Source organism: Ruegeria arenilitoris, assembly GCF_013031355.1.
Lineage (GTDB): Bacteria > Pseudomonadota > Alphaproteobacteria > Rhodobacterales > Rhodobacteraceae > Ruegeria > Ruegeria arenilitoris_C.
Genome location: NZ_WPZO01000001.1, coordinates 26,987 through 48,642, shown reverse-complemented (window position 1 = coordinate 48,642; position 21,656 = coordinate 26,987). Strand labels below are relative to the sequence as shown.

The following is a 21,656-nucleotide window of genomic DNA, read 5'->3' as shown; positions in this document are numbered from 1 at the left end:
TCCAGTGCCTTACGAAAACATCAGTTTAGCGGCGTTTCCGTTCAAAATTGATCCCGGACGTGATTGCCTTGAACGCGTCTTTCTCGTCGCGGTTGATTCGCGCGCCGTTGTCGGCGATGTCGAAAACGGCCCTGTCCTCATTCTGGCTGCGGCTCGTGCGGTTACGCTCTTCGGCGGCTTGCGCCAGCCGATACGTCAGCGCCTCATCGGCCAGATCGGACAGTTCCTCTTCAGCTTCGGCAATCTCAGCATCCAACCCCCGGAGCGCTTTGATCTTTGCGAGTTCCTCGGCCAGCGTCATCTCGGCCTTTTCAACGTCGCCCGGTTTGTACACACAGGGGATTACTGCGACATGGCGAAGGGCCAGCAGGTTTTCAAGGGCGTCCGGCCCCAATGTTTCAGCGATGTGATCTTTCAGGTTGTCCGGATCATCAATTGCGTGTCGAAGAACGGCATTGCGCATGGCCGCATGGTCGGGATCGCGGCAGTCCAGTTCTTCCAACTGGTGCTCGAACTGGATCACGACCTGCGGGTTCAGCGCAGCAATCGCCAGAATGGCCGCTTCACGTAGCTGGATTTCCGCCCCCTCAGACGAGGCCAGGAAAGAGGTTCGCGCGCCCGCTGTCGCAGCTGGCTTGGGCTGCCATTTTCCACGTGGTTGCCACGGGCGGTTCTGTGGCTGCCGTTGCGGGCGGAACAGCTGCCACCGCAGGTCCTTGATCTCTTGCCCATAATGCGAACGGATCGACGGATCGCGGATCAGTTTGATCTTGTCCCGCAGCACCTTGTCCAATGCCGCCTTGCGTTCGGGACTGTCGAATACTTTACCTTCGGTTTCGCGCTGCCACAGTAGTTTGACCATTGGGATGGCACCATCCAGCACCGCCTGCACCGCCCCGGCGCCTTCGGCACGCAACAGATCATCCGGGTCCTTGCCCTCTGGCATCAACGCAAAGCGTAGGGATTTCCCAGCCTCTAACAGCGGCAAAGCCAGATCAACGGCCCGCATGGCAGCCCGCAAACCGGCCGTGTCGCCGTCCAGCGCGATGATCGGCTCATCCGAGATACGCCACAGCAGTTGCAGTTGATGTTCCGTAATTGCCGTGCCCAAAGGCGCGACGGATGCACCAAATCCAGCCTCGGCCAGAGCAATCACATCCATATACCCTTCGGCAACGATCAAGGGCTGCCCCTTCCCCGCAGCCTGCCTTGCGGGGCCGTGGTTATAAAGGCTACGGCCTTTGTCGAACAACTCGGTCTCGGGTGAGTTCAGATATTTAGCGTTGTCATTCGGGTCCATCGCCCGGCCGCCAAAGGCAATACAGCGCCCGCGCGGATCACGGATCGGGAACATGATCCGGTTGCGGAAGGTGTCATAGGGCTTTTTGCCTTTGTTCGACGGTTTAGCCAGACCCGCGCCGAGGATCAGATTCTCGGCCACGTTTTTGCCACGTAGATGATCCCACAGCGCCTGCCAGCCGTCCGGGGCAAACCCGATCTCCCACCGTTCCAGCGCCTGCGCGTCCAATCCACGACGGGTCAGGTAGTCGCGGGCGGCGCCCCCTGCCCCGGTTTTGAGCTGCAGGCGGAAGAACTGCACCGCCTGTTCCATGACTTCAGCTAATTGCGACCGGCGGTCTTGTTTCTCCTGCGCTTTGGGATCACGCGCGGGCATCGGCATCCCAGCCTCACGCGCCAAAATCTCCACCGCTTCGATGAATGAGACGTTCTCGGTCTCTTTCACGAAATTGATCGCGTCACCTTTGGCGTGACAGCCAAAGCAATAATAAAACCCCTTTTGGTCGTCGACATGGAAGGACGCCGTCTTTTCGTGATGGAACGGACACGGGGCCCACATGTCACCCTTACCCTGATTGGACTTGCGCTGGTCCCACATGACTTTGCGCCCGACAACCTGAGACAAGCTCAGCCGGGTGCGCAGTTCATCCAGAAATCCGGGGGGCAAAGACATTCGTCAAACCTGCCAGAAATGAAAACGCGCGCCAAGGGGATGGCGCGCGGTTGTCCACAGGGAAATGCAGGGCCTGTGGATTATTGCTGCAGGCACAGTTCCAGCCACGCCGCGCCGAGATCCTTTTTACGGACGTCACGCATCTTTTGCTCGTAGACCCAAGGCGTGATCAGCGGGATGGCATTGTTGTAGCTTTCGGGCCATGTCGGGCCTGTATCGGCCACCGCCTGCGGCACGTCGCGCTCTTTTACCTTTTCCAGGCGCGCTTTCTGAATCGCTGCAACGACATCGGCCTGATACTGGCAGCTTTGTTCTTTGGTTTCCTGAGCAGCCAGAGGTGTGGCCAGCAAAACGGCCGCAACGGCGATACGCAACATGGGGGTCTCCCGGAATCGTTTCATTCGCGGCAGCTTACCCGGCGGACGCATCGGCTGCTATCACCCTTTTCACTGCGCCCAATCACATTGGGCAGAGCGGCAACAGGGGCAACCGGGCCGCAACCCGACCGCCCCCAACGCCAAAAGTTACAGCCCCTTGGCGCGATAGCTTTTCGCGACGCGGTCAATGGCCACGATATAGGCCGCCGTCCGCAGATCCTCGACATCGTCGCGGCTGTGCCACACCTCGCGCATGGACTGGTAGGCAATGCGCATGGTGTCATCCAGGCCGGAACGCACCAGTTCCAGCTCATCCGCCCCACGAAGGTACTTGGCCTTGAAGTTTGGAGACATTGACCACGCTTCGCCCAGGTAGCGATCCAGACGCTCCAACTCACTGACGATCAGCTCGTGCCGCGCCTCTTCCTGACGGCGCTGCATCCGGCCAAAACGGATATGGCTCAGGTTCTTGACCCACTCGAAGTAAGAAACTGTCACACCGCCCGCGTTTGCGTACATGTCCGGGATGATCACGGTGCCTTTCTTGCGCAGAATCTCGTCCGCTCCGGCTGTGACAGGACCATTCGCCGCCTCGATGATCAGAGGGGCCTTGATCCGCTCGGCATTGGTCAGGTTGATCACACCTTCAAGCGCCGCCGGGATCAGGATATCGCATTCCGCCTCAAGAACTTCGGCCCCTTCGGCCGAATGCGTTGCATCAGGGTAGTTGCTGACCCCACCGTGTTTCACGATCCACTGATGCACGGATTCCACGTCAATCCCGTCGGGATTATACAGCGCTCCGTCCCATTCGATGATGCCGACGATCCGCGAACCGTCCTCTTCGCTCAGGAACTTTGCCGCGTGGTAGCCCACGTTGCCCAGCCCCTGCACGATGATGCGTTTGCCGTCCAACTTGCCCGAAAGGCCCGCCTTCTGCACATCCTCGGGGTGGCGGAAGAACTCGCGCAGAGCGTATTGAATGCCCCGTCCGGTCGCTTCGACCCGCCCCGAGATTCCCCCGGCATTCAGCGGCTTGCCCGTCACACTGGCGCGCGCGTTGATGTCGGTGGTGTTCATGCGTGCGTATTGGTCGGCCATCCAGGCCATCTCACGCTCGCCGGTGCCCATATCCGGCGCGGGTACGTTCTGAGACGGGTTGATCAGATCTCGCTTGGCCAGTTCATAGGCGAAACGCCGGGTGATCTGCTCCAGCTCATGCTCTTCATATTGGCGGGGATCGATGCGCAGGCCACCCTTTGAGCCACCAAACGGCGTTTCAACCAGCGCACATTTATAGGTCATCAGCGCCGCCAGCGCCTCGACCTCGTCCTGGTTCACCGCCAAAGCGTAGCGAATACCGCCCTTGACCGGTTCCATATGTTCGGAATGAACCGAGCGATAGCCGGTAAAGGTATGAATTTCACCCCGCAGACGCACACCGAACCGGACCGTGTAGGTGGCGTTGCAGACCCGGATCTTTTCCTCCAACCCCGGAGGCAGGTCCATCAGGGACGCGGCCCTGTTGAACATGAGGTCCACACTCTCGCGAAAGCTGGGTTCTTTGATGGCCGTCATTTAATCCTCCGTGCCAGCGAACGACTTACGTTCTGACGTTTTGTCGCACCCAATACGTAAACGATCAATATTTAAGCGAAAATAAAACTGCCAATACCCAAGATTTATTTTTTGCGGTTACCTGAGTCGCCCTACACGGTCCGCCGCGTCGACATTGTCGCCCAAACGACGACAGAAGCGTCTAACTCCCTCAAATTATCTCGCTTTTCCCGGCAAACCGGTCAAGACGGCGGCGTTTTCGCCTAAATCCCGCCACGATTCGGCGTTAATTTTCGAAAGTTAATATTTCCTTGGCAGTTTGGATGTCTGCTCAGCGAGGTCGACAATATGATAATGCGCGTATTTAAAAGCGGCTCTAAGAAATTGAAGAGCTTCACCCCTTCGGCGCGTCGTTTCGCCAAGGACGAAGACGGTGGCGTGTTCACGATCTTCGTGCTGACCGGCTTTCTGATCATCATCTGTTTGACCGGCATGGGCGCCGACATGATGCACTTTGAGCGCGACCGGGCGAACCTGCAGGCGACATTGGACCGCGCGGTTCTGGCTGCCGCCGACCTTGATCAGGAGCTGCCTCCGAAGGAAGTCGTATTGGCCTATGTCGAAAAATCCAACATTAGAGGCAAATTGACGAAAGACCCTGTCGTTACTCCGGGATTCGGCTCAAGACGGGTTACGGCTGAGGCTGAAGTAGTCGTGAACACAGCCTTCATGTATTTGGCAGGCATTCCTGAACTGAGGGCTTCGGTTACCAGCACCGCAGAAGAGTCCGTGGGTGCCATCGAGATTTCTCTGGTTCTCGACATGTCCGGATCGATGGAAAATGCGTCCGCCGAGGCTGGCAAAAAGAAAATTCAGGTGCTGCGGGAAGCGGCCAAGGAATTTGTGACAACGATGTACGAAAAGGAAAATCCCGAGAAGATTTCGATCTCGATTATTCCTTACGCCACGCAGGTCAATGCCGGAGAGAACATTCTGGGCAAAATGACGGGCGTATCCAATGAACATAACTACTCGCACTGTGTGAACTTCACGAGTAGTCAATTCAAAGAACACAACCTGAAACCCTCGACTGCGCTTGAACGAACAGCGCATTTTGACCGATACAGGTCAAACAACGATGCCTACCAGTGGGAACACAACCGTAGACCAACCTGCCCCACCCGTGCCGGTAGTGTGATCACCCCGGTGACAAACGACATCGCGGAACTTCATGCCCAGATCGAAGCGCTGACTGCAAGTGGCAACACGTCAATTGATATTGGAATGAAATGGGCCGCCGCGCTGGTCGACCCCGAATTCCGGCCCATCATCACCAAACTGGCAAGTCAGAATAAAGACCCGGACTCGAACGCAGAAAATGCACCGACGGTCGTCCCGGCAGAATTCGCAAACCGCCCCAAGGAATACACGTCTGATGTTCAGAAGGTCATCATCGTTATGACCGATGGGTACAACACCAGTCAGTATAAACTGAAAAATTCGTTGCGCAGCGGGAATTCCCCTGTTTGGTACAATCCCAATTACTCGCAACAGGAAACCAGGTACAATTGGGACACTGAAGTATGGGAGACGGTGACGGTTCAAGGCGAGTACAGCATCCGCTCGTCAACAAATCCGGACAGGTATTACTGGTCCCGGCAGGAACGCTGGAACATGGATCACCGCTATGGCGACAGGGACGATGAAGACGGTTCCGCCGTTCGCCTGACCTACCCAGAGCTTTTTGCCCTCACGTCGCTCCGCTGGAATGCAAGATACAACTTTTATCCATGGGATAGCAGCGCACTCAGCGACTGGTATTCGAATGCCTATTATTCGGTCTCAAGAAACTCGAAGAACACGCGCACAAGTAACATCTGTGCCGCCATCAAAAACAAAGGTGTACTGGTCTACGGCATCGCTTTTGAAGCGCCTGACGCAGGTCTGGCCACGATCGAAAACTGCGCCACCAAACCCAGCATGGTTTATGAGGTCAACAGCACCGGCAAGCTGGGTGACGAGAACCTGACGCTTGAAGAGGCATTCCGGTCCATCGCCTCGTCGATCAAACGACTGAGGCTGACACAATGATCCGCGAGCTACTAAAGAAAATAGTTCGGTTCAAGCGGTCTGAAGATGGGTCGCTGACCGTTGAGTTTGTCTTAATTTTCCCGGCCTATCTCTTCTTCATCATGGGGGCTGTCGAATACTCGATGGTCACGATTCAGCAATCGTTGTTGGAGCGCTCCATGGACATTGTCGTTCGCGATATCCGCCTGGGAACTGATGCCGTGATCACTCACGACACGATCAAGGACGATATCTGCAGCAGGGCGGGAATAATCCCAAGCTGTTCCAAAAATCTAAGGCTGGAAATGATCCTTCAGGACGCATTCACCGGCTTGGATTTCCCAGTGGAACCGGATTGCGTAAACAGAGAGGAAGAGGCCAAACCGGCCCGGAACTTTGAAGCGGGTGCGTCGAACGCGCTGATGATCCTTCGCGCCTGTGCAAAAGTTGACCCAATTTTCCCGACCACCGCGATGGGGCGCGCTTTGCAAAGTGACGATGGCTTGGTCACGCTCACGTCGATCACCGCCTTTGTTCAGGAGCCTTAAATGACAAAATATATTTTAAGTATCCGGCAACTTCTGCGCAAATTCGCCCGTAGCGAAAGCGGCGGCCTCGCCTTCGAGGGAATTGTAGTTTTCCCGATTTTCGTGTGGAGTATCACGCTTGGGTACACGTTTTTTGACGGTTTCCGCCAAAACACCGCCAACCTGAAAGCTGCCTACACAGTGGGTGACCTTATCTCGCGTGAAACGGAAAATTTGACCGACACCTATGCAGCTTCCATGTACACTCTGATGCGGCGGATGGTGAACAACAACTCGACGCTGAAGATGCGTTTGACATTCATCATGTACCAGGAGGACGATGACCGTCATTACGTCCTATGGACCACAACTTGCGGGTTCACTGGGGCCTGGAACGACTCCAACATCGACAAGATAAAAGAACAGCTTCCGCCGATGTCGGATCTGGACACTTTGATCCTCGTTGAAACGATGAACGAATATGACCCGTTGTTCAAAACCGGTTGGCTGACCAAAGATTATGAGTTCACCAACTTCGTTTTCACACGGCCGCGCTTTACCGATCTTGTAACAGCGCCCGATATTTCGGCTAATTTCTGTCAAGGGGATGCTGGTCCTGTGGGTGTAGCACCAACGAGCTAAGCACATCCGTCATAAATTTGGTTTCGGCGGCAGCAGTCATTCCGCCGACACCTACCCGGCGCCCCAAACGCCACCATAGCCCGGGCGCCCAGCTGTTTTCCCCGCCAACGCGTGTTTTCAAAAGAAACCCGTTCGAAGGTTTGAACGCAAAGACCCCCCGGTCGACAGCTTCGATATCCTCTACTTTCGCGATAACGTGCCCTGCCCCGGTTCTGAGTTCGGATTGCGTCAGTTCGATCCAGTCATTTGTCGCGTGCCACATGCGATAAGCCAACCAGAATGCCGCGCCGCCAACCGCAAGCAGGAACACCATCCACAGGGGTTCGGGCGGTTGTGCCAGTGCTACAGACAGGACCAGCACGCCAACGACGCTCAGCATTCCAACGCCAAGCCAACGTCTGGCAGGTGACGGCTTAATGGTGGCTAGAATGTCCTGTTGCATGTGAACCCCTGTTGTTTTCCCGTGGGTTTAGCGGCTTCTGGCGGGAAAAAACAGGGGGGCCGATACTGCTGATTTATGCACATTCCCCGTTCTTTTCTGCCGATTGACGCTGTCCTTGCCGAAAATACATGGTGACCAGAGCTTTAGGAGGCCGCTATGTCCCTACGTCCCGTTCTGGAAACCCGGAAAGCCATCGCCGCAGTTGAGGGCGCTGGCGTCAAACTTCACCGCGCGTTCGGGTTTCAGGACCCGTCCGAGCTCGACCCGTTCCTGCTGTTCGATGACTTTCGCAATGATCGCCCGCAGGACTATCAGGCCGGGTTTCCCTGGCACCCTCATCGCGGGATCGAGACGATCACCTATGTGCTGTCCGGTTCGGTCGAACACTCGGATTCGCTGGGCAATAGCGGCACGCTTGGTGCCGGCGATGTTCAGTGGATGACCGCGGGCTCCGGGATTCTGCATCAGGAGATGCCAAGCGGAAACCCGTCAGGCCAGATGCACGGGTTCCAATTGTGGGGCAACCTTCCCTCGGCACAAAAGATGACCGCGCCGCGCTATCAGGACGTCCAAAGCAAGGACATCCCGGAAATCACCGATGACGATGGCACAACGGTTCGTGTGATCGTGGGAGAGTTCTGGGGCAAGACCGGCCCGGTCGACGGGATTGCCGCCGATCCGCAATATCTGGACGTCCATGTTCCAGCGGGGGTCAAAAAAACCTTTAAAATAGACACGTACCGCCGCGCCTTTGCCTATGTGTTCGAAGGTCAGGCTGCGTTTGCCGACGCATCGCAACCCACTGGCATCCTGCTGGAAAAAGAAGTCGCCGGGCAAGAGGTCAACATCCGCGACATGTCCGGCAACCGGACGCTGGTCCGGTTTGGCACCGGGGATGAAATCACGGTTCAGGCCGGACCTGAAGGTGTACGGTTCCTGCTGATCTCAGGTGCGCCGATTGACGAGCCGGTCGCCTGGCATGGGCCCATCGTGATGAATACGCGGACCGAGCTTGAGCAAGCCTTTCGGGAGCTGCGCAACGGCACCTTCATTCGCCCTGCACATTAGGCTGCTCAGGCCGAAACCGACCGGCGGACCATGTCCCAATAGACCTGCTCGACCTCGTCCAGCGACAGGCGTCCGCCGGAGCGGAACCATGTCATCACACCATTCAGCATGGCGATCACCGCCAGAGTCGCGATCTTGGTATCCGCGATATCAAACACCCTGGCCGCCTGCCCCGTCCGCAGGATCGCTTCAAGCGCATCCTCGTAGCGGCGGCGCAACGCTTCGATCTCTGTAAAGTTCTCGGGCGTCAGGTTGCGCAGTTCCATATAGGCGATGAACACCTCATCCGGGCGCTCTAGGTGAAACCGGATGTGGAACCCGACAAACTGGCGCAAGGCTTCGGACGCATCTTCGGACTGATCCAGATCGTCATAGGCCGACAACAGTTCTTGCATGTGTTCGTGCATCAGACGGAACAGCAGGCTCTGCTTGTCGGGCGTGTAGTTGTACAGCGCCCCCGCCTGCACCCCAACCTCACCCGCGATCTGGCGCATGGAGACCGCGGCATAGCCGTGACGAGCGAACAGCCCTAGCGCCGCCTTGCGGATACGCGGGCCGGTAATATCGGAATGTGAACCTTGCGTACGTGCCATTCCCGCACCGTATCTGAACGTATGTTCAGATAGAACCCCGCTTGAACCAATGCCGTAAAAGGTGCATCACGTTTGCAATCGACCGTGAAAGGGTTCTGAATGAAGCCCCTGCCTTTGCTGATCCTGATGCTCGCCTGTGCCGGATGCGCCGATTTTCCGGAACTGGAAGGGCGCGAGCAGCCCAATGTCGGATCGGCCCCCTATCCCACGCTTATTCCCATTCAGGAAAACCTCGGCCCGCCCGTCGACCCGTTGAACGAGGCCGCCGAGGTCGAAGAAGACCTGATAGCCCGGCGTGAAGCGCTGGAGAAAAAGGCAGAAGAACTTCAAGCTGCGGAAATAAACTGACCCAATGCGATTCCGGGCCTGCCCTGGGCCACGACGCATTGCACCCTAGCGCCGAACCCGCTAAGGCAGCGCTGAACGGGCGGCAGGCCCGATACCACGAAATTTTCGAGCGGAAAGGAACCCACGGGATGACACAGGCGCTGCGGCTGGGAATTGCGGGCTTGGGAACGGTTGGCGTGGGTGTCGTGAAGATCGTCCGCCGCCATGCGGACCTGTTGCAGGCGCGTACGGGGCGGTCTGTGGAAATCGTCGCCGTGTCGGCGCGCGATGCCAACAAGGACCGCGGCGTGAACCTTTCGGACTATGCCTGGGAAACCGATCCGGTTGCGCTGGCAAAACGTGATGATATCGACGTGTTTGTCGAGTTGATCGGCGGCGAGAACGGCCCCGCCAAAGCCTCGGTCGAGGCAGCGCTGGCCACCGGCAAGGATGTCGTCACTGCGAACAAGGCTCTGCTGGCGATCCACGGTCAGGAGCTGGCCGAAAAGGCCGAGGCCGCCGGCCGCGTGATCCGGTTCGAGGCCGCCGTGGCAGGTGGCATCCCGGTGATCAAATCCCTGACCGAAGGGCTGGCCGGGAATGAGATCACCCGCGTCATGGGCGTGATGAACGGCACCTGCAACTATATCCTGACCCGGATGCAGTCGCAGGAACTGGGCTATAACGCCCTGTTCGAGGAATGCGCGCAGCTTGGATACCTGGAGGCTGACCCGAACCTCGACGTCGGCGGCATTGATGCTGCACACAAACTGGCGCTGTTGTCCTCGATCGCATTCGGGACCAAGCCGAATTTCGACGGCATCCAGATCGAAGGCATTCAGCAGATCAGCCTGGATGACATCCACCAGGCCGACGATATGGGCTATCGCATCAAGCTGCTGGGCGTTGCGCAACGCTCGGCCCGTGGTCTGGAACAGCGGATGCAGCCGTGCCTGGTACCCAGCAGCTCTCCCCTTGGGCAGCTGGAAGGCGGCACCAACATGGTGGTGATCGAAGGCGACGCGGTCGAACAGGTTGTCCTGCGCGGCCCCGGTGCCGGCGAAGGCCCCACAGCCAGCGCCGTGATGGGCGATGTTTGCGATCTGGCCCGTGGACTGCAGATCCCGACCTTTGGTCGCCCCGCGACCTCGCTGCAAGAGGCACGGCCTGCGGTGACCGGCCTGCCCGCGCCCTATTATCTGCGTCTTGCCCTGTTCGACAAACCCGGTGCGCTGGCCAAAGTGGCCGCCATTCTGGGTGATGCGGGTGTTTCGATCGACCGGATGCGCCAGTACGGCCATTCGGAAAGCACCGCGCCGGTTCTGATCGTCACCCACAAGACCACGCGCGCCACGCTGGACGTGGCCCTCGACGGGTTGCGCGAGACCGACGTGGTGGCCGGAGAACCCGTTGCATTGCGGATTGAAGAGGTTTGACCCTTGCGGCCTGCATGAAACGCAGGCTATCCCGAACAAAACGCCTTTACTGACCTGAGGATACCGAACATGAGTGCTGCCAAAGTAGATTTTAACGACCGCCTGTTGTCTCTGGGCCTTGCTCGGGTTGCGGAACAGGCCGCACTGGCGTCGGCCTCTTTGGTCGGTCGTGGTGACGAAAAAGCCGCCGACCAGGCAGCCGTGAACGCAATGCGCGAACAGCTGAACCTGCTGGATATCGCAGGCGTCGTCGTCATCGGTGAAGGTGAGCGCGACGAAGCGCCGATGCTGTATATCGGCGAAGAGGTGGGCACCGGCGAAGGCCCCGGCGTGGACATCGCGCTGGACCCGCTGGAAGGCACCACACTGACCGCCAAGGACATGCCCAACGCACTAACCGTGATCGCTATGGGTCCGCGCGGCTCGATGCTTCACGCGCCGGACGTCTACATGGACAAATTGGCCATCGGTCCGGGCTTCCCTGAAGGTGTCGTCAATCTGGACATGAGCCCGCGCGAGCGCGTCGAAGCGCTGGCCAAAGCCAAGGGTTGTGAGCCTGCCGACATTACCGTCTGCATTCTGGAACGCCCACGTCATGAGGCGATGATTGCCGAGGTGCGCGAAACCGGTGCCTCGATCCGCCTGATCACCGACGGTGACGTGGCTGGTGTCATGCACTGCGCCGAAAGCGAAGAAACCGGCATCGACATGTATATGGGCCAAGGCGGCGCGCCCGAAGGCGTTCTGGCCGCAGCTGCGCTGAAATGCATGGGTGGCCAGATCTTTGGGCGCCTGCTGTTCCGCAACGATGACGAACGTGGCCGTGCCGCCAAGGCTGGCATCACCGATCTGAACCGCGTTTATGCACGCGATGAGATGGTGACGGCGGACGTGATCTTTGCCGCGACCGGCGTGACCGGTGGCTCGCTGCTGCCGCGCATCAAGCGCGAGCCGGGCTGGGTGGAAACCACCACCCTGCTGATGCGCTCGAAAACCGGATCGGTACGTCGCATGACCTACCGCACGCCGATGTGGCCGCACGACAACGCCTAACCGCTTGCGCCCGAACTGCTCGCAAGGCTATCCATAAAGACAATGAGGCCGGGTCCGAGAGGGTCCGGCCTTGGCATATCAGGGGCAGGTCATGAGCTTTCTAGGGGTTGAACAATCATTGTCCGGGCGGCGCTGGGTCGGTCCCACGGCCGAGGTGGAACGCGCGACCGAGATGCTGGTGCAACAGGCCGGTCTGCCCCGCGCCGTGTGTCAGGTGCTGGCGCGGCGCGGCGTTCCCGCGATGGAGGCCGACGGGTTTCTGGAGCCCAAGTTGAAGGAACTGTTGCCCGACCCTCGATCGATGAAGGACATGGAACCTGCCGCAACGCGGTTTCTGGCGGCGGTTCGGAACAAGCAACGGATCGCGGTCTTTGCGGATTATGACGTGGACGGAGGTAGCTCGGCCGCGTTGCTGTTGGTCTGGCTACGTCAGATGGGCCTTCAGGCAACGCTTTACGTGCCCGACCGAATTGACGAAGGCTATGGCCCCAACGTCCCGGCCATGCAGGAACTGGCTGCGAACCATGATCTGATCATCTGCGTCGATTGCGGGACGCTCAGCCACGTGCCTATCGCAGCCGCCAAAGGTGCGGATGTAATCGTGCTGGACCACCACCTTGGCGGTGAAACCCTGCCCGATTGCGTGGCTGTGGTGAACCCGAACCGTCAGGACGAAAGCGGCGATCTGGGGTATCTCTGCGCGGCTGGTGTTGTGTTTTTGATGCTGGTCGAGGCCGGGCGGCAGCTGCGAGAGGCAGGCGTCAAAGGCCCCGATCTGATTTCATTGCTGGACCTTGTGGCACTGGCGACCGTGGCTGATGTCGCCCCCTTGATCGGCGCCAACCGGGCGCTGGTGCGTCAGGGCTTGAAGGTCATGGCTCAGCGGCAACGGCCGGGCCTGGTGGCCCTGTCAGATGTGGCGAGGATGGACTCGGCACCCAACAGCTATCACCTGGGCTTTCTGCTTGGTCCGCGCGTGAATGCGGGCGGTCGGATTGGGCAGGCCGATCTGGGCGCGCGGTTGCTCAGCACAGATTCGATCCACGAAGCGCAGGCGCTGTCACAGCGGCTGGACGAACTGAATACCGAGCGCCGCGATATCGAAAACGCTGTGCGCGCAGCCGCACTGGAGCAGGCCGAAGAACGGGGATTGGACGCGCCCTTGGTCTGGGCGGCGGGTGAAGGCTGGCATCCGGGCGTGGTTGGTATCGTGGCATCACGCTTGAAGGAAAACGCGAACCGCCCGGCGATTGTCATCGGCTTTGACGGGGATGAGGGCAAAGGCTCGGGCCGGTCAATCTCTGGCGTTGATCTCGGGGCGTCTATCCAGCGGCTGGCGGCCGAGGGGCTTCTGGTTAAAGGTGGCGGTCACAAGATGGCAGCGGGGCTGACCGTGATGCGGGATCAGTTGGAACCAGCGATGGAACGGCTGTCCGAGTTGCTGGCCAAGCAGGGTGCGGGTGAAGGTGGGCCTGCCGACCTGAAACTTGACGGCACCCTGATGCCGGGTGCGGCCACGATTGACCTGATCGAACAGATCGAAAAAGCAGGCCCGTTCGGAGCCAGCGCCCCTGCCCCGCGATACGCCCTGCCCGACCTGCAGGTGCGCTTTGCCAAACGCGTCGGTGAGTCTCATCTGAAACTGTCACTGGCGGACGGTGTCGGTGGCGGTCTGGACGCCATCTCCTTTGGAGCCTTTGACGGCCCAATGGGCGAAAAGCTGTCCAATCACGGTGGCGCACGGTTCCATTTCGCCGGTCGGCTTGAGGTGAACACATGGGGTGGACGCCAAAGCGTGCAACTTAGGCTCGAAGACGCGGCGCAAGCAAATTGAGCCCAATTTCAGGCCTATGAAAAAACTTTCACGTCCCTGCATTTTTCGGCTTGCGGGGGGGTGAGGTAAACCGTAAAAGGCCCTCCACAAGCCAGCGTGGCCCGTTCGTCTATCGGTTAGGACGCCAGGTTTTCAACCTGGAAAGAGGGGTTCGATTCCCCTACGGGCTGCCATTTCCTCCTTACACCCCGAACTTGTCGCGGCACAGATCCGTGATCTGCCCCCAAGTAGATTTGAATTCCGGCGTGTTTTCTGCTGCATAGTGGAAGTTCTTCATCAGACCAGTCAGCTGTGTGAACACCTGCCGCACCTCAGCCTTGTCGGTGAAGGATGCTGTCGATTGGGTCACGTCATAGACCAGCTCGAAGGTCATCTTCTGACGCTCTAGCGGAACCGTGGCATCGACCTTGTCGAAGGCATCCTGCTGTAGATAGACCATGTCCACGAACAGCGCTTTTTGCTGAGTGACAAAGTCTTCGATGGTGACGCCCTCTTCGCCGGTCACCTGCATCATCTGATCGACCTGCTCACCCTTTTCGATCAGGTCCAGCAGATCGCGCACCTTGCCGGTCCAGCCGGGCTCGGCGTTTTTGTCGTACCAGTCCGATAGCTGATCGGTGTAGCGCGACCAGCTGAGCATCGGATCAACCGCCGGGTAAAACCGTTTGTAGGCACGTTCAGAAGATAGCCCGAGGAAGCATTTCACCGTGGATAGCGTCGACTGAGTGACCGGCTCATCAAAGTTGCCGCCCGCAGGTGACACCGTGCCGATCAGGGTCAGGCTGCCCAGATCGCCATCATTGGTTTTCATCGCACCAGCGCGTTCGTACAGTCCCTTGATCGAGCTTTCCAGATAGGCGGGGAAGCCCTCCTCACCGGGGATTTCCTCCAGCTTACCAGAGGTTTCACGCATCGCCTGCGCCCAGCGGCTGGTGCTGTCTGCGATCAGCAGAACATCATAGCCCATCTGACGGTAGTATTCGCCCAGCGTGATGCCGGTGAAGATCGATGCCTCACGTGCAGCAACGGGCATGGAGGACGTGTTACAGATGATGATCGTCCGATCCATCAGGCTGCCGCCCGTGGTTGGGTCGGTCATCTTTGGGAATTCGTGAATCGTCTCGACCACCTCACCCGCGCGTTCACCGCAGGCGACGACGATCACGATATCCACCTTGGCGTTCCGCGCGATCAGGTTTTGCAGAACGGTTTTACCAGCCCCAAACGGACCCGGAATACAAGCCGTCCCCCCGCGTGCGATCGGAAAGAACGTGTCGATCAGGCGCTGAGAGGTGAGAACCGGTTCAGTCGGGTAAAGCCGTTCAGACAGTGCGCGTTTCAGGATGCTTTCCGGCAATGCGCGCCGCACCGGCCACTTCTGCGAGAGGGTCAGCGTGTGCTCTCCACCCTGCTCATCCTCAAGCCGCGCGACGATGTCGTGGATTGTGGCCGCTCCCTTCTGGACCCAGACCACCTTGTAGTCGCCCACCCAATTGAAGGGCAGCATGATCTTGTGACTAAAATGGCCCTCAGGCACAGTGCCGATACTGTCGCCAGCGGTCACCGTGTCGCCAACCTTGACCGACGGCGTGAATGACCACTTTGCCTGATCGTCCAGCGGAGCCACATCAGCACCACGAGGCAGGAAGGTCCCGAACTCAGCTGCTACCTTGGGCAGAGGGGATTGCAGCCCGTCAAATACCTGACCCAGTAGGCCCGGAGCCAGCTCAACCGACAGCAACTGCCCCGATTGTTCGACTGGATCGCCCACGGCTACCCCATCGGTGCTCTCGTAGACCTGCACGTCGGCGATGTCGCCGCGCACCCGCAGCACTTCGGCCTTCAAGCGTTCCTGACGCCCCCCCGGACCAGCGCGTGTCGGTAGGATAAACACCACCTCGTTCTTGACCAATTGCCCGGGCTCGCCGGAGGCATCGTGATTGGCCTGTATCTGCACCAGCCCCTCCTGTACCGAGACAACGCGGGCGGTGGCGGTCTGCGTGGTGGGGGTTGGGGCTGTCATGCGCTTGCTCCATCAAAGTCTATCTCGGCGACATCGGCCATGGCCTGCTGCGCCAGATGTTCAAATCTCTTGGCCGCGTCCTGCGCATTGCTTTGCGACCAGCGGTCGAAAATGTTCCAGATCAGCACGTAGATCGCCACGGCCTCGAAATCGAACAGGTGGCGGGCAGCGTGCTTTTTCAGCTGCTTGTGGCTGACCGACAAGAGCAACCGCTCCAGCCCCAGAGGATCTTCTGCGTCCAGCAACTGTTTGGCCTCTTTGATCCAGGGCATTGGCCCGTCCAGCTTGAAGGTTGGGTCTGTCCAGTTGGCCGGGATGTGCCGGGCCCATCGCCCCATGCCAAACGTCCCGGCCGCCGGGTTCCCCCCCTGCTTGCGCAGGCGCAACGCAGCGACAGCCGTGCGGAGGTCCATCCGCTCGAGCAACAGCTTGCGCAGGGTTGGTTGCGGGATATCGCGCAACGCCTCTTTGCAACGCTCGATGGCCTGGGCGTCGGTGACGTCCATATCATAGTCGCCCCAGTTCAGAGCGTGCTCCAACAGCTTCAAAACACGCGCATCCTCGAGTGTCAGTGCCGTCAGACGCCGATCCAGCCGCAGCCGCGACAAAGGCGGCTGTTTGGCAACAAACAACCGCTCCGAGCCCGGCAGGCTGCTGACCAGCGCGATATAGGCGTCTGGGTCCGACATGTTACCGGATCACCCCTTCCAGCACCGCGCGGAAACGAGGCTGCAGATGCTCCATCAACAGCGAGGCGACGGCCTTGTCGGTCAGGTCCAACACCACACCCTGATCCTCGGCCCGGACACGGATGCCGTCCTGCGCACCGTCCGAGGCGTGCAGTTCAACCTGTTCGCGCAACATCTCGGCGGTCAGGCCCAGCACGTATTTGGTCAGCTTGCCGGACTGGATATCATCGGCGTTCTGCTTGATATCCTCTTGTGTGGCGACCTTGGCGGGCAAGATGACCTGCACCTTGCCGTCCAACTTGGCCTCAGCCGCGGCACGGCCCACCACCTCGAGGATCATCTGTTTCAGCAAGTCCGGGTCGGCCATTTCCTTGGTGACCAGCCGTTCAACATCTTCGCGGAACCGATCGGTCAGGCCCGCTTTCATGGTCAGAACCGCATCACGCATGGCGGTGTTCAGCGCCTCTTCACCCGCCGCCCGGTAATTGTCGGATTCGCTGCGGGCCTTCTTCTGATACGCATCCGCTTCGTGCTTGGCGTCGGCCAGAATCTTTGCCGCCTCAGCCTTGGCATCCGCGCGCAGTTTCTCCGCATCCGCCTGCCCGGCCGCCACACCATCACTGCGCAGCTTGTCGATCAGCGCGTCAACGCCGTGCGAAATCATCCCATCCTGTGCCATCAGCTAATCCCCGCGCTGATGACCAAGGCAAAGACAAAGGCAAAGACGCCAAAGCCTTCGATGATCGCGGCGGGTGCCAGCGAAAGGCCGAAGATTTCCGGTTTTTCCTTGGTCGCGTTGATCGCCGCCGCACAGGCCCGGCCCTGCCAGATGCCGCAATACATCAACGCGATGCCCGAAAGGATACCGATCCCGAACAGCCCGCCCGCGTTTTCCGGCGTCACGTCGCGGTTCAGCGTGAACATGATAACGATTCCGTAAATCACCATGGTCGAGGGAAAGGCCGAAACACCGACGAACCGGCCATAGCCACCCTCGGTCTCGGTCATGGCGCCGATACTGGCCATCCCCGCAATCGAACAGCCGATGGCGCTTGCGGCTGCGCCCAGCGCCATCGGTGCATAAATCCCTAGCCAACCCAATGTCAGTACAAGCTCATTCATTCCTGAACCTCCTTGCGGGCGAACGGACGAAAGACGATGCCTTCGTCCGGCAGACCCCATTTAAAGAATTCGATGTAATTGAGACGCAATCCGTGGACGACGCCGCTCATCAACGCGAGGGCGAAGTTCAGGATATGACCGATAATCAGGATCAACAGACCGAACAGAATGCCCGGCCCTTTCAACGCATGGATCACGGACATGGCCAGATCGTTGAAGGTGATCGCCAGCGAGGCCGAGGCCAGCCCCAGCGCGAACAGGCGCATGTAACTCAACACGTCTCCAAACGCGCCCATAGCCCCGGCGAGGCCCTGAACCCCGTCGATCAGGCGCCATATCCAATCGGTGGGCTTCTTGATCACCCGCTCGCTTGAGAACAGCAGGATCGCCAGAGCCCCCACGATCAGAATCGCCGCCCCCGGTGTAGGGGAATTCCCTTTCATGTAGCTGAGCCACAGAACAAACCCGCCGATCAGCGCCGCGATCCAACCCAGATTGGCGACGGCTTTCCTCTGCCCCCACGCTGCCCGCGCGGCCAACGCATTGGCCAGCACCAGATGCAAGACACCGACGACAATTGACACCATCATCATGGCCCCGAAATTGTTCATATCCAGCAGCTTGAGCTTGGCCCAGATTGACCCGTCAGGCGGAGAAACTCCAAAATAGCTGCCGACCAGAATCCCGTACACAATCGTCGCGCCCGAGATGATCAGCCCGTAAAGCCGCCATGATCTTTGCCCGGCAGTCCCGCCCATCCGTTTCCAGAACAGCAGCAGGCCCAGCATGATGACGGCCCCGTATCCGGCGTCGGCCACAATCATCGCAAAGAAGAACGCAAACGAGGCTGCGACGATGACGCTTGGGTCCCAATCCTTGTAGCCGGGCACTTGATAAAACAGCGCCAAGTCCACGGCAGCACTGCGTTTTTCCGGTTGCTCCAACAACGTGGGCGGGGCGTCATCCGGCCCCGGCTCTTCGATCAGAACGGCTGCATCCTTGGCTTTGGCCATCTCGAGTACGGCATCAATGCGATCCTCGGGCACCCAGCCTTGCAGGGCGAACATCGCCTCTTCGTCGCGGACCTTCTGGGTCGCATGTGCCAGCTCTGCCGCGCTCTCGGCCACGGACAGATTCCGCCGCATCAGCGTCAGATACCGGGTCTGAGCAACCCGTTCAGCTTCAAGCGCTTCGATGGCGATCTCGGCCTCTTCCAGTTGTGCTTCCAACTCGTGAATGGGCAGCGATCCGGTATGGGTGCGCGCAACCGGCAGGATGTCGTCGGCGGGTTCTTCCGGGGCGATCAGGACGGCGTAGATGAACCGATGATCCTGCTCCAGAATGGCCCATGGCAGTGTCAGGTCAGACAGCGCATCGCGGTGCTTCACCGGCAATTGGTAGAACCACAGCCGATTGCCCGCCAACACGTCATCGGGTGGGAAATCCAGATCTCCCCACGGTCGCACCTGAGCGATCCGATGGGCCAGAAAGTCCCGCCGGTCGGTCATGTCACGCGAGCGCTGCATCAGGTCCAGAACGTCCTTGACGAACTGGTCCATGTCAAAATCGGGGTCACGCTGTATCTGGCGGCGCGGCTCTGGCACATCGTTCAGAAACCTCAACGCCTTATAGGCATTTCTTGCACCGCGTTCGCTGATCTTTTCGGGCTCGGCCGGCGGCGGTGCCAGCGGCAGAACGTGCATACAACCCAGCTCTTGCAACGCCTCCAGCGTCTCAGTCTTCTGCCCTGCGCGTCCGACCAGCGACAGTTTCTTGAGGCGCGCAACACTCATGACACGGCCTCCTGCGCATGTTTGCGTTTGGAGATTTTCGAGCGCACGACGGCCTGCATTTGCTCATCGCTCAGGTAGATGCGGATTTTCTTGATGTTGGCCTTGGCGCGCGGGATCAGAACCTTTTCGAACAGGTTGACGCGCTGCGTGATCGTGGCGACGGCCTTGTCGAAAATCTCCACCCGCTCTTCTGCCACTTTGACCCGAAGGCGGGCCTCGATCATGTCGTGCAGCAACTGTGCAGCCGCATCGACCCAATGGGGTTTGGCCAGCAGGGAATAAGGCCGCACCGCAACCTCGATCCGGTCGAGCGCGGGCATTTTCACACCCACGACGTTGACCTCTTTGACCTGATAGTCCTTGAGTTCAACCAACCCCTCCAGATCGACACCCTGCTGCGCCAGCATTGGCAGCTTTGCCCCAACCTGCTGGGCAAGTTCTTTCACCTCTTCCTCAAGCCGCCTTACGTCCTCGCGCGCCTTGGCGCGTTCCGCCATCAACTGCTGGCGCTTCAGGTCCAGCGACGGCAGGAACCGCTCATAGCTTTTCAGCTGCGTCTGCTGGCGGGCCAGCGACGATTTATTCAGCTGCAACCGCGCCATTTGTATCCTTCGGGAAATACTTGTCGACCAAAGCCTGCTTCATCAGCAGCTGTTCAGGCTGGAAGCACTCCGCCAGCGTTTTCCACCCCAAATCCAGCGCCTCTTCCAGCGGGATCGAGACGTTGATGTCCATAAACCGCTTACGGAACAACGCGCCGAATTTCAGCAATTGGTGATCGTAGTCCGACAGGTCAAACGCCATCGCCTGTTTCTGCGCGGCATCGCGGCTTTCCGAATAGAACCGGATCATCGTGTTCATGATCTGCCCGTGATCTTCGCGGGTCGTCTTGCCGATCACGTTCTGCTTGAGGCGCGACAGGCTGCCGAATGGGTCGATCACGCCCGAGTGCAGATAGAACTGCCCTTCAGTGATGTAGCCAGTGTTGTCCGGAACCGGATGTGTCACGTCATTGCCGGGCATCGTCGTCACGGTCAACACCGTCACCGATCCGCCCTTGGCGTAATCACAGGCTTTCTCGTACCGCCGCGCCAGTTGCGAGTAGAGATCACCCATATAGCCACGCTGCGAGGGGACCCGTTCCTGACTGATACCAACCTCTTTCATCGCGTCTGCAAAGGCGGTCATGTCCGTCAGCAGGACCAGCACGCGCTTGCCCTCTTCCACCGCGAATTTCTCGGCTACGGCCAGCGCCATATCGGGCACCAGAAGGCGTTCGACCAAGGGGTCCATCGCCTGATTTACGAACATCACCGTGCGCGAGAACACGCCCGCGTCCTCAAACGACGTCCGGAACGTGTGGTAGTCGTCAAAGATCAGCCCCAGCCCGCCGAACACCACGATATCGGCGTCGGCCTGAATACCGATTCGGCTGAGGAACGCGTTAAACGGCTCACCCGAGACCGAGAAGATCGGGATTTTCTGGCTTTCGACCAGCGTGTTGAACACGTCGATCATCGGCACATCAGTACGGATCATCTTGTTGGGCACCGCGCGTTCGGCAGGGTTTACGGTCGGCCCGCCGATATCGATTCGAGGCTCGGCCGACAGGTCCGGCCCGCCATCGATAGCCACCCCTGCCCCGTCAAACACGCGGCCCAGAATGTTGGCCGAATACGGCGTCTGCATCGGGTGGCCAAGGAAGGTTGCGGTCGCTTCAGTCGAGATTCCCTTGGTGCCGGAAAACACCTGCAACGTCACCACGTCATGGTCGATGAAGATCGCCTGTGCCAGGGTTTTATGACCATCAACCGTCTCGATCACCGCCAGATCGTTGAACCGAACCGCAGCGTCAGCAGACCCGTCCAACGGCACCCTGACCTTGATCGTATCCCCGACAATTTCCAGTACACGCGTGTATTTCAACAGACTCTGGGACATTGCCTATCCTCATGCGTCCAAGTGATTTTCGCCAATCAGCGCTACGTCAATCAGCGGCATTTTTTGTAATTACGGATGAAGCTTACAACGAATTCACAAATTGGCAACCGAGGTTGCGTTGTCGTCGCGGAAGCCCCTGAAAATCCAATTACTAAAAATTTAGTTTGACACATACGCAAAAAATCGCTGA

Annotated in this window: 20 protein-coding genes and 1 tRNA gene; 9 read left to right on the top strand and 12 right to left on the bottom strand. The window is 59.1% G+C overall.

Features of this window, described 5'->3' with window-relative positions; all coding sequences use genetic code 11:
• Positions 1 to 25 precede the first annotated feature (25 nt).
• The 3 genes from dnaG to GOX63_RS00210 all read right to left on the bottom strand — a co-directional run bounded on the left by dnaG (position 26) and on the right by GOX63_RS00210 (position 3,927).
• The gene (gene dnaG, locus GOX63_RS00220; protein WP_170324474.1) at positions 26 to 1,972 is read right to left on the bottom strand and encodes a DNA primase; all 1,947 of its coding nucleotides are present in this window, start codon (positions 1,970 to 1,972) and stop codon (positions 26 to 28) included.
• 80 nt (positions 1,973 to 2,052) lie between these two features.
• Positions 2,053 to 2,349 carry a hypothetical protein gene (locus GOX63_RS00215; RefSeq protein WP_170324473.1) on the bottom strand — a complete coding sequence of 99 codons (297 nt, stop codon included), beginning with the start codon at positions 2,347 to 2,349 and terminating at the stop codon, positions 2,053 to 2,055.
• Between the two features lie 147 nt (positions 2,350 to 2,496).
• On the bottom strand, positions 2,497 to 3,927 hold the full coding sequence (locus GOX63_RS00210) for a Glu/Leu/Phe/Val family dehydrogenase (protein WP_170324472.1): 1,431 nt from the start codon (positions 3,925 to 3,927) through the stop codon (positions 2,497 to 2,499).
• Positions 3,928 to 4,254: 327 nt separating this feature from the next.
• On the opposite strand from GOX63_RS00210, the gene GOX63_RS00205 reads away from it, so the two are divergent.
• The 3 genes from GOX63_RS00205 to GOX63_RS00195 are packed head-to-tail and all read left to right on the top strand — an operon-like array spanning position 4,255 to position 7,145.
• Positions 4,255 to 5,997, top strand: a complete 1,743-nt coding sequence (locus tag GOX63_RS00205) for a pilus assembly protein TadG-related protein (protein WP_367646675.1) — start codon at positions 4,255 to 4,257, stop codon at positions 5,995 to 5,997.
• Positions 5,994 to 6,524 carry a TadE/TadG family type IV pilus assembly protein gene (locus GOX63_RS00200; protein WP_170324470.1) on the top strand — a complete coding sequence of 177 codons (531 nt, stop codon included), beginning with the start codon at positions 5,994 to 5,996 and terminating at the stop codon, positions 6,522 to 6,524. Before GOX63_RS00205 ends, GOX63_RS00200 begins: the two co-directional genes overlap by 4 nt.
• Positions 6,525 to 7,145, top strand: a complete 621-nt coding sequence (locus GOX63_RS00195) for a TadE/TadG family type IV pilus assembly protein (protein WP_170324469.1) — start codon at positions 6,525 to 6,527, stop codon at positions 7,143 to 7,145. It abuts the gene before it with no gap.
• Here the strand turns inward: GOX63_RS00195 and GOX63_RS00190 are convergent.
• A complete protein-coding gene (locus GOX63_RS00190) occupies positions 7,093 to 7,587 on the bottom strand; it encodes a hypothetical protein (protein WP_170324468.1) in 495 nt (164 codons plus the stop codon). The genes GOX63_RS00195 and GOX63_RS00190 overlap by 53 nt on opposite strands.
• A 156-nt stretch (positions 7,588 to 7,743) precedes the next feature.
• On the opposite strand from GOX63_RS00190, the gene GOX63_RS00185 reads away from it, so the two are divergent.
• Positions 7,744 to 8,655, top strand: coding sequence for a pirin family protein (locus GOX63_RS00185; protein WP_170324467.1), 912 nt, complete (start codon positions 7,744 to 7,746; stop codon positions 8,653 to 8,655).
• A gap of 5 nt (positions 8,656 to 8,660) precedes the next feature.
• On the opposite strand, the gene GOX63_RS00180 is transcribed toward GOX63_RS00185, so the two are convergent.
• Complete coding sequence (locus GOX63_RS00180) at positions 8,661 to 9,248, bottom strand: TetR/AcrR family transcriptional regulator (RefSeq protein WP_170324466.1); 588 nt, start codon at positions 9,246 to 9,248, stop codon at positions 8,661 to 8,663.
• A gap of 99 nt (positions 9,249 to 9,347) precedes the next feature.
• On the opposite strand from GOX63_RS00180, the gene GOX63_RS00175 reads away from it, so the two are divergent.
• The 5 genes from GOX63_RS00175 to GOX63_RS00155 all read left to right on the top strand — a co-directional run bounded on the left by GOX63_RS00175 (position 9,348) and on the right by GOX63_RS00155 (position 14,071).
• A complete protein-coding gene (locus GOX63_RS00175) occupies positions 9,348 to 9,596 on the top strand; it encodes a hypothetical protein (protein ID WP_170324465.1) in 249 nt (82 codons plus the stop codon).
• A gap of 128 nt (positions 9,597 to 9,724) precedes the next feature.
• Complete coding sequence (locus GOX63_RS00170; RefSeq protein ID WP_170324464.1) at positions 9,725 to 11,011, top strand: homoserine dehydrogenase; 1,287 nt, start codon at positions 9,725 to 9,727, stop codon at positions 11,009 to 11,011.
• 69 nt (positions 11,012 to 11,080) lie between these two features.
• Complete coding sequence (gene glpX / locus GOX63_RS00165) at positions 11,081 to 12,064, top strand: class II fructose-bisphosphatase (protein ID WP_170324463.1); 984 nt, start codon at positions 11,081 to 11,083, stop codon at positions 12,062 to 12,064.
• A 91-nt stretch (positions 12,065 to 12,155) separates the two neighbouring features.
• A complete protein-coding gene (recJ, locus tag GOX63_RS00160; protein WP_170324462.1) occupies positions 12,156 to 13,898 on the top strand; it encodes a single-stranded-DNA-specific exonuclease RecJ in 1,743 nt (580 codons plus the stop codon).
• Between the two features lie 98 nt (positions 13,899 to 13,996).
• Positions 13,997 to 14,071: transfer RNA gene (locus tag GOX63_RS00155), tRNA-Glu, on the top strand.
• Positions 14,072 to 14,079: 8 nt separating this feature from the next.
• Here GOX63_RS00155 and GOX63_RS00150 read toward each other — a convergent pair.
• The 7 genes from GOX63_RS00150 to GOX63_RS00120 are packed head-to-tail and all read right to left on the bottom strand — an operon-like array spanning position 14,080 to position 21,466.
• Positions 14,080 to 15,921: a V-type ATP synthase subunit A gene (locus tag GOX63_RS00150; RefSeq protein ID WP_170324461.1), complete on the bottom strand. Its 1,842-nt coding sequence runs from the start codon at positions 15,919 to 15,921 to the stop codon at positions 14,080 to 14,082.
• A complete protein-coding gene (locus GOX63_RS00145) occupies positions 15,918 to 16,610 on the bottom strand; it encodes a hypothetical protein (RefSeq protein ID WP_170324460.1) in 693 nt (230 codons plus the stop codon). Before GOX63_RS00145 ends, GOX63_RS00150 begins: the two co-directional genes overlap by 4 nt.
• 1 nt (position 16,611) lies before the next feature.
• A complete protein-coding gene (locus tag GOX63_RS00140) occupies positions 16,612 to 17,289 on the bottom strand; it encodes a hypothetical protein (RefSeq protein ID WP_170324459.1) in 678 nt (225 codons plus the stop codon).
• Positions 17,289 to 17,732 (bottom strand): ATP synthase subunit C, encoded by a 444-nt coding sequence (locus GOX63_RS00135; protein ID WP_170324458.1) that lies wholly within the window; start codon positions 17,730 to 17,732, stop codon positions 17,289 to 17,291. Before GOX63_RS00135 ends, GOX63_RS00140 begins: the two co-directional genes overlap by 1 nt.
• Positions 17,729 to 19,525, bottom strand: coding sequence for a V-type ATP synthase subunit I (locus GOX63_RS00130; protein ID WP_170324457.1), 1,797 nt, complete (start codon positions 19,523 to 19,525; stop codon positions 17,729 to 17,731). Before GOX63_RS00130 ends, GOX63_RS00135 begins: the two co-directional genes overlap by 4 nt.
• Complete coding sequence (locus GOX63_RS00125) at positions 19,522 to 20,127, bottom strand: V-type ATP synthase subunit D (protein ID WP_170324456.1); 606 nt, start codon at positions 20,125 to 20,127, stop codon at positions 19,522 to 19,524. Before GOX63_RS00125 ends, GOX63_RS00130 begins: the two co-directional genes overlap by 4 nt.
• A complete protein-coding gene (locus tag GOX63_RS00120) occupies positions 20,105 to 21,466 on the bottom strand; it encodes a V-type ATP synthase subunit B (protein ID WP_170324455.1) in 1,362 nt (453 codons plus the stop codon). The genes GOX63_RS00125 and GOX63_RS00120 overlap by 23 nt, the downstream gene beginning before the upstream one ends.
• Between the last annotated feature and the right edge of the window lie 190 nt (positions 21,467 to 21,656).

Excerpts from the sequence above, each read along its gene's own strand:
- dnaG (WP_170324474.1), bottom strand. The coding sequence starts at position 1,972 with ATGTCTTTGCCCCCCGGATTTCTGGATGAACTGCGCACCCGGCTGAGC.
- GOX63_RS00215 (WP_170324473.1), bottom strand. The coding sequence starts at position 2,349 with ATGTTGCGTATCGCCGTTGCGGCCGTTTTGCTGGCCACACCTCTGGCT.
- GOX63_RS00210 (WP_170324472.1), bottom strand. The coding sequence starts at position 3,927 with ATGACGGCCATCAAAGAACCCAGCTTTCGCGAGAGTGTGGACCTCATG.
- GOX63_RS00205 (WP_367646675.1), top strand. The coding sequence starts at position 4,255 with ATGATAATGCGCGTATTTAAAAGCGGCTCTAAGAAATTGAAGAGCTTC.
- GOX63_RS00200 (WP_170324470.1), top strand. The coding sequence starts at position 5,994 with ATGATCCGCGAGCTACTAAAGAAAATAGTTCGGTTCAAGCGGTCTGAA.
- GOX63_RS00195 (WP_170324469.1), top strand. The coding sequence starts at position 6,525 with ATGACAAAATATATTTTAAGTATCCGGCAACTTCTGCGCAAATTCGCC.
- GOX63_RS00190 (WP_170324468.1), bottom strand. The coding sequence starts at position 7,587 with ATGCAACAGGACATTCTAGCCACCATTAAGCCGTCACCTGCCAGACGT.
- GOX63_RS00185 (WP_170324467.1), top strand. The coding sequence starts at position 7,744 with ATGTCCCTACGTCCCGTTCTGGAAACCCGGAAAGCCATCGCCGCAGTT.
- GOX63_RS00180 (WP_170324466.1), bottom strand. The coding sequence starts at position 9,248 with ATGGCACGTACGCAAGGTTCACATTCCGATATTACCGGCCCGCGTATC.
- GOX63_RS00175 (WP_170324465.1), top strand. The coding sequence starts at position 9,348 with ATGAAGCCCCTGCCTTTGCTGATCCTGATGCTCGCCTGTGCCGGATGC.
- GOX63_RS00170 (WP_170324464.1), top strand. The coding sequence starts at position 9,725 with ATGACACAGGCGCTGCGGCTGGGAATTGCGGGCTTGGGAACGGTTGGC.
- glpX (WP_170324463.1), top strand. The coding sequence starts at position 11,081 with ATGAGTGCTGCCAAAGTAGATTTTAACGACCGCCTGTTGTCTCTGGGC.
- recJ (WP_170324462.1), top strand. The coding sequence starts at position 12,156 with ATGAGCTTTCTAGGGGTTGAACAATCATTGTCCGGGCGGCGCTGGGTC.
- GOX63_RS00150 (WP_170324461.1), bottom strand. The coding sequence starts at position 15,921 with ATGACAGCCCCAACCCCCACCACGCAGACCGCCACCGCCCGCGTTGTC.
- GOX63_RS00145 (WP_170324460.1), bottom strand. The coding sequence starts at position 16,610 with ATGTCGGACCCAGACGCCTATATCGCGCTGGTCAGCAGCCTGCCGGGC.
- GOX63_RS00140 (WP_170324459.1), bottom strand. The coding sequence starts at position 17,289 with ATGGCACAGGATGGGATGATTTCGCACGGCGTTGACGCGCTGATCGAC.
- GOX63_RS00135 (WP_170324458.1), bottom strand. The coding sequence starts at position 17,732 with ATGAATGAGCTTGTACTGACATTGGGTTGGCTAGGGATTTATGCACCG.
- GOX63_RS00130 (WP_170324457.1), bottom strand. The coding sequence starts at position 19,525 with ATGAGTGTTGCGCGCCTCAAGAAACTGTCGCTGGTCGGACGCGCAGGG.
- GOX63_RS00125 (WP_170324456.1), bottom strand. The coding sequence starts at position 20,127 with ATGGCGCGGTTGCAGCTGAATAAATCGTCGCTGGCCCGCCAGCAGACG.
- GOX63_RS00120 (WP_170324455.1), bottom strand. The coding sequence starts at position 21,466 with ATGTCCCAGAGTCTGTTGAAATACACGCGTGTACTGGAAATTGTCGGG.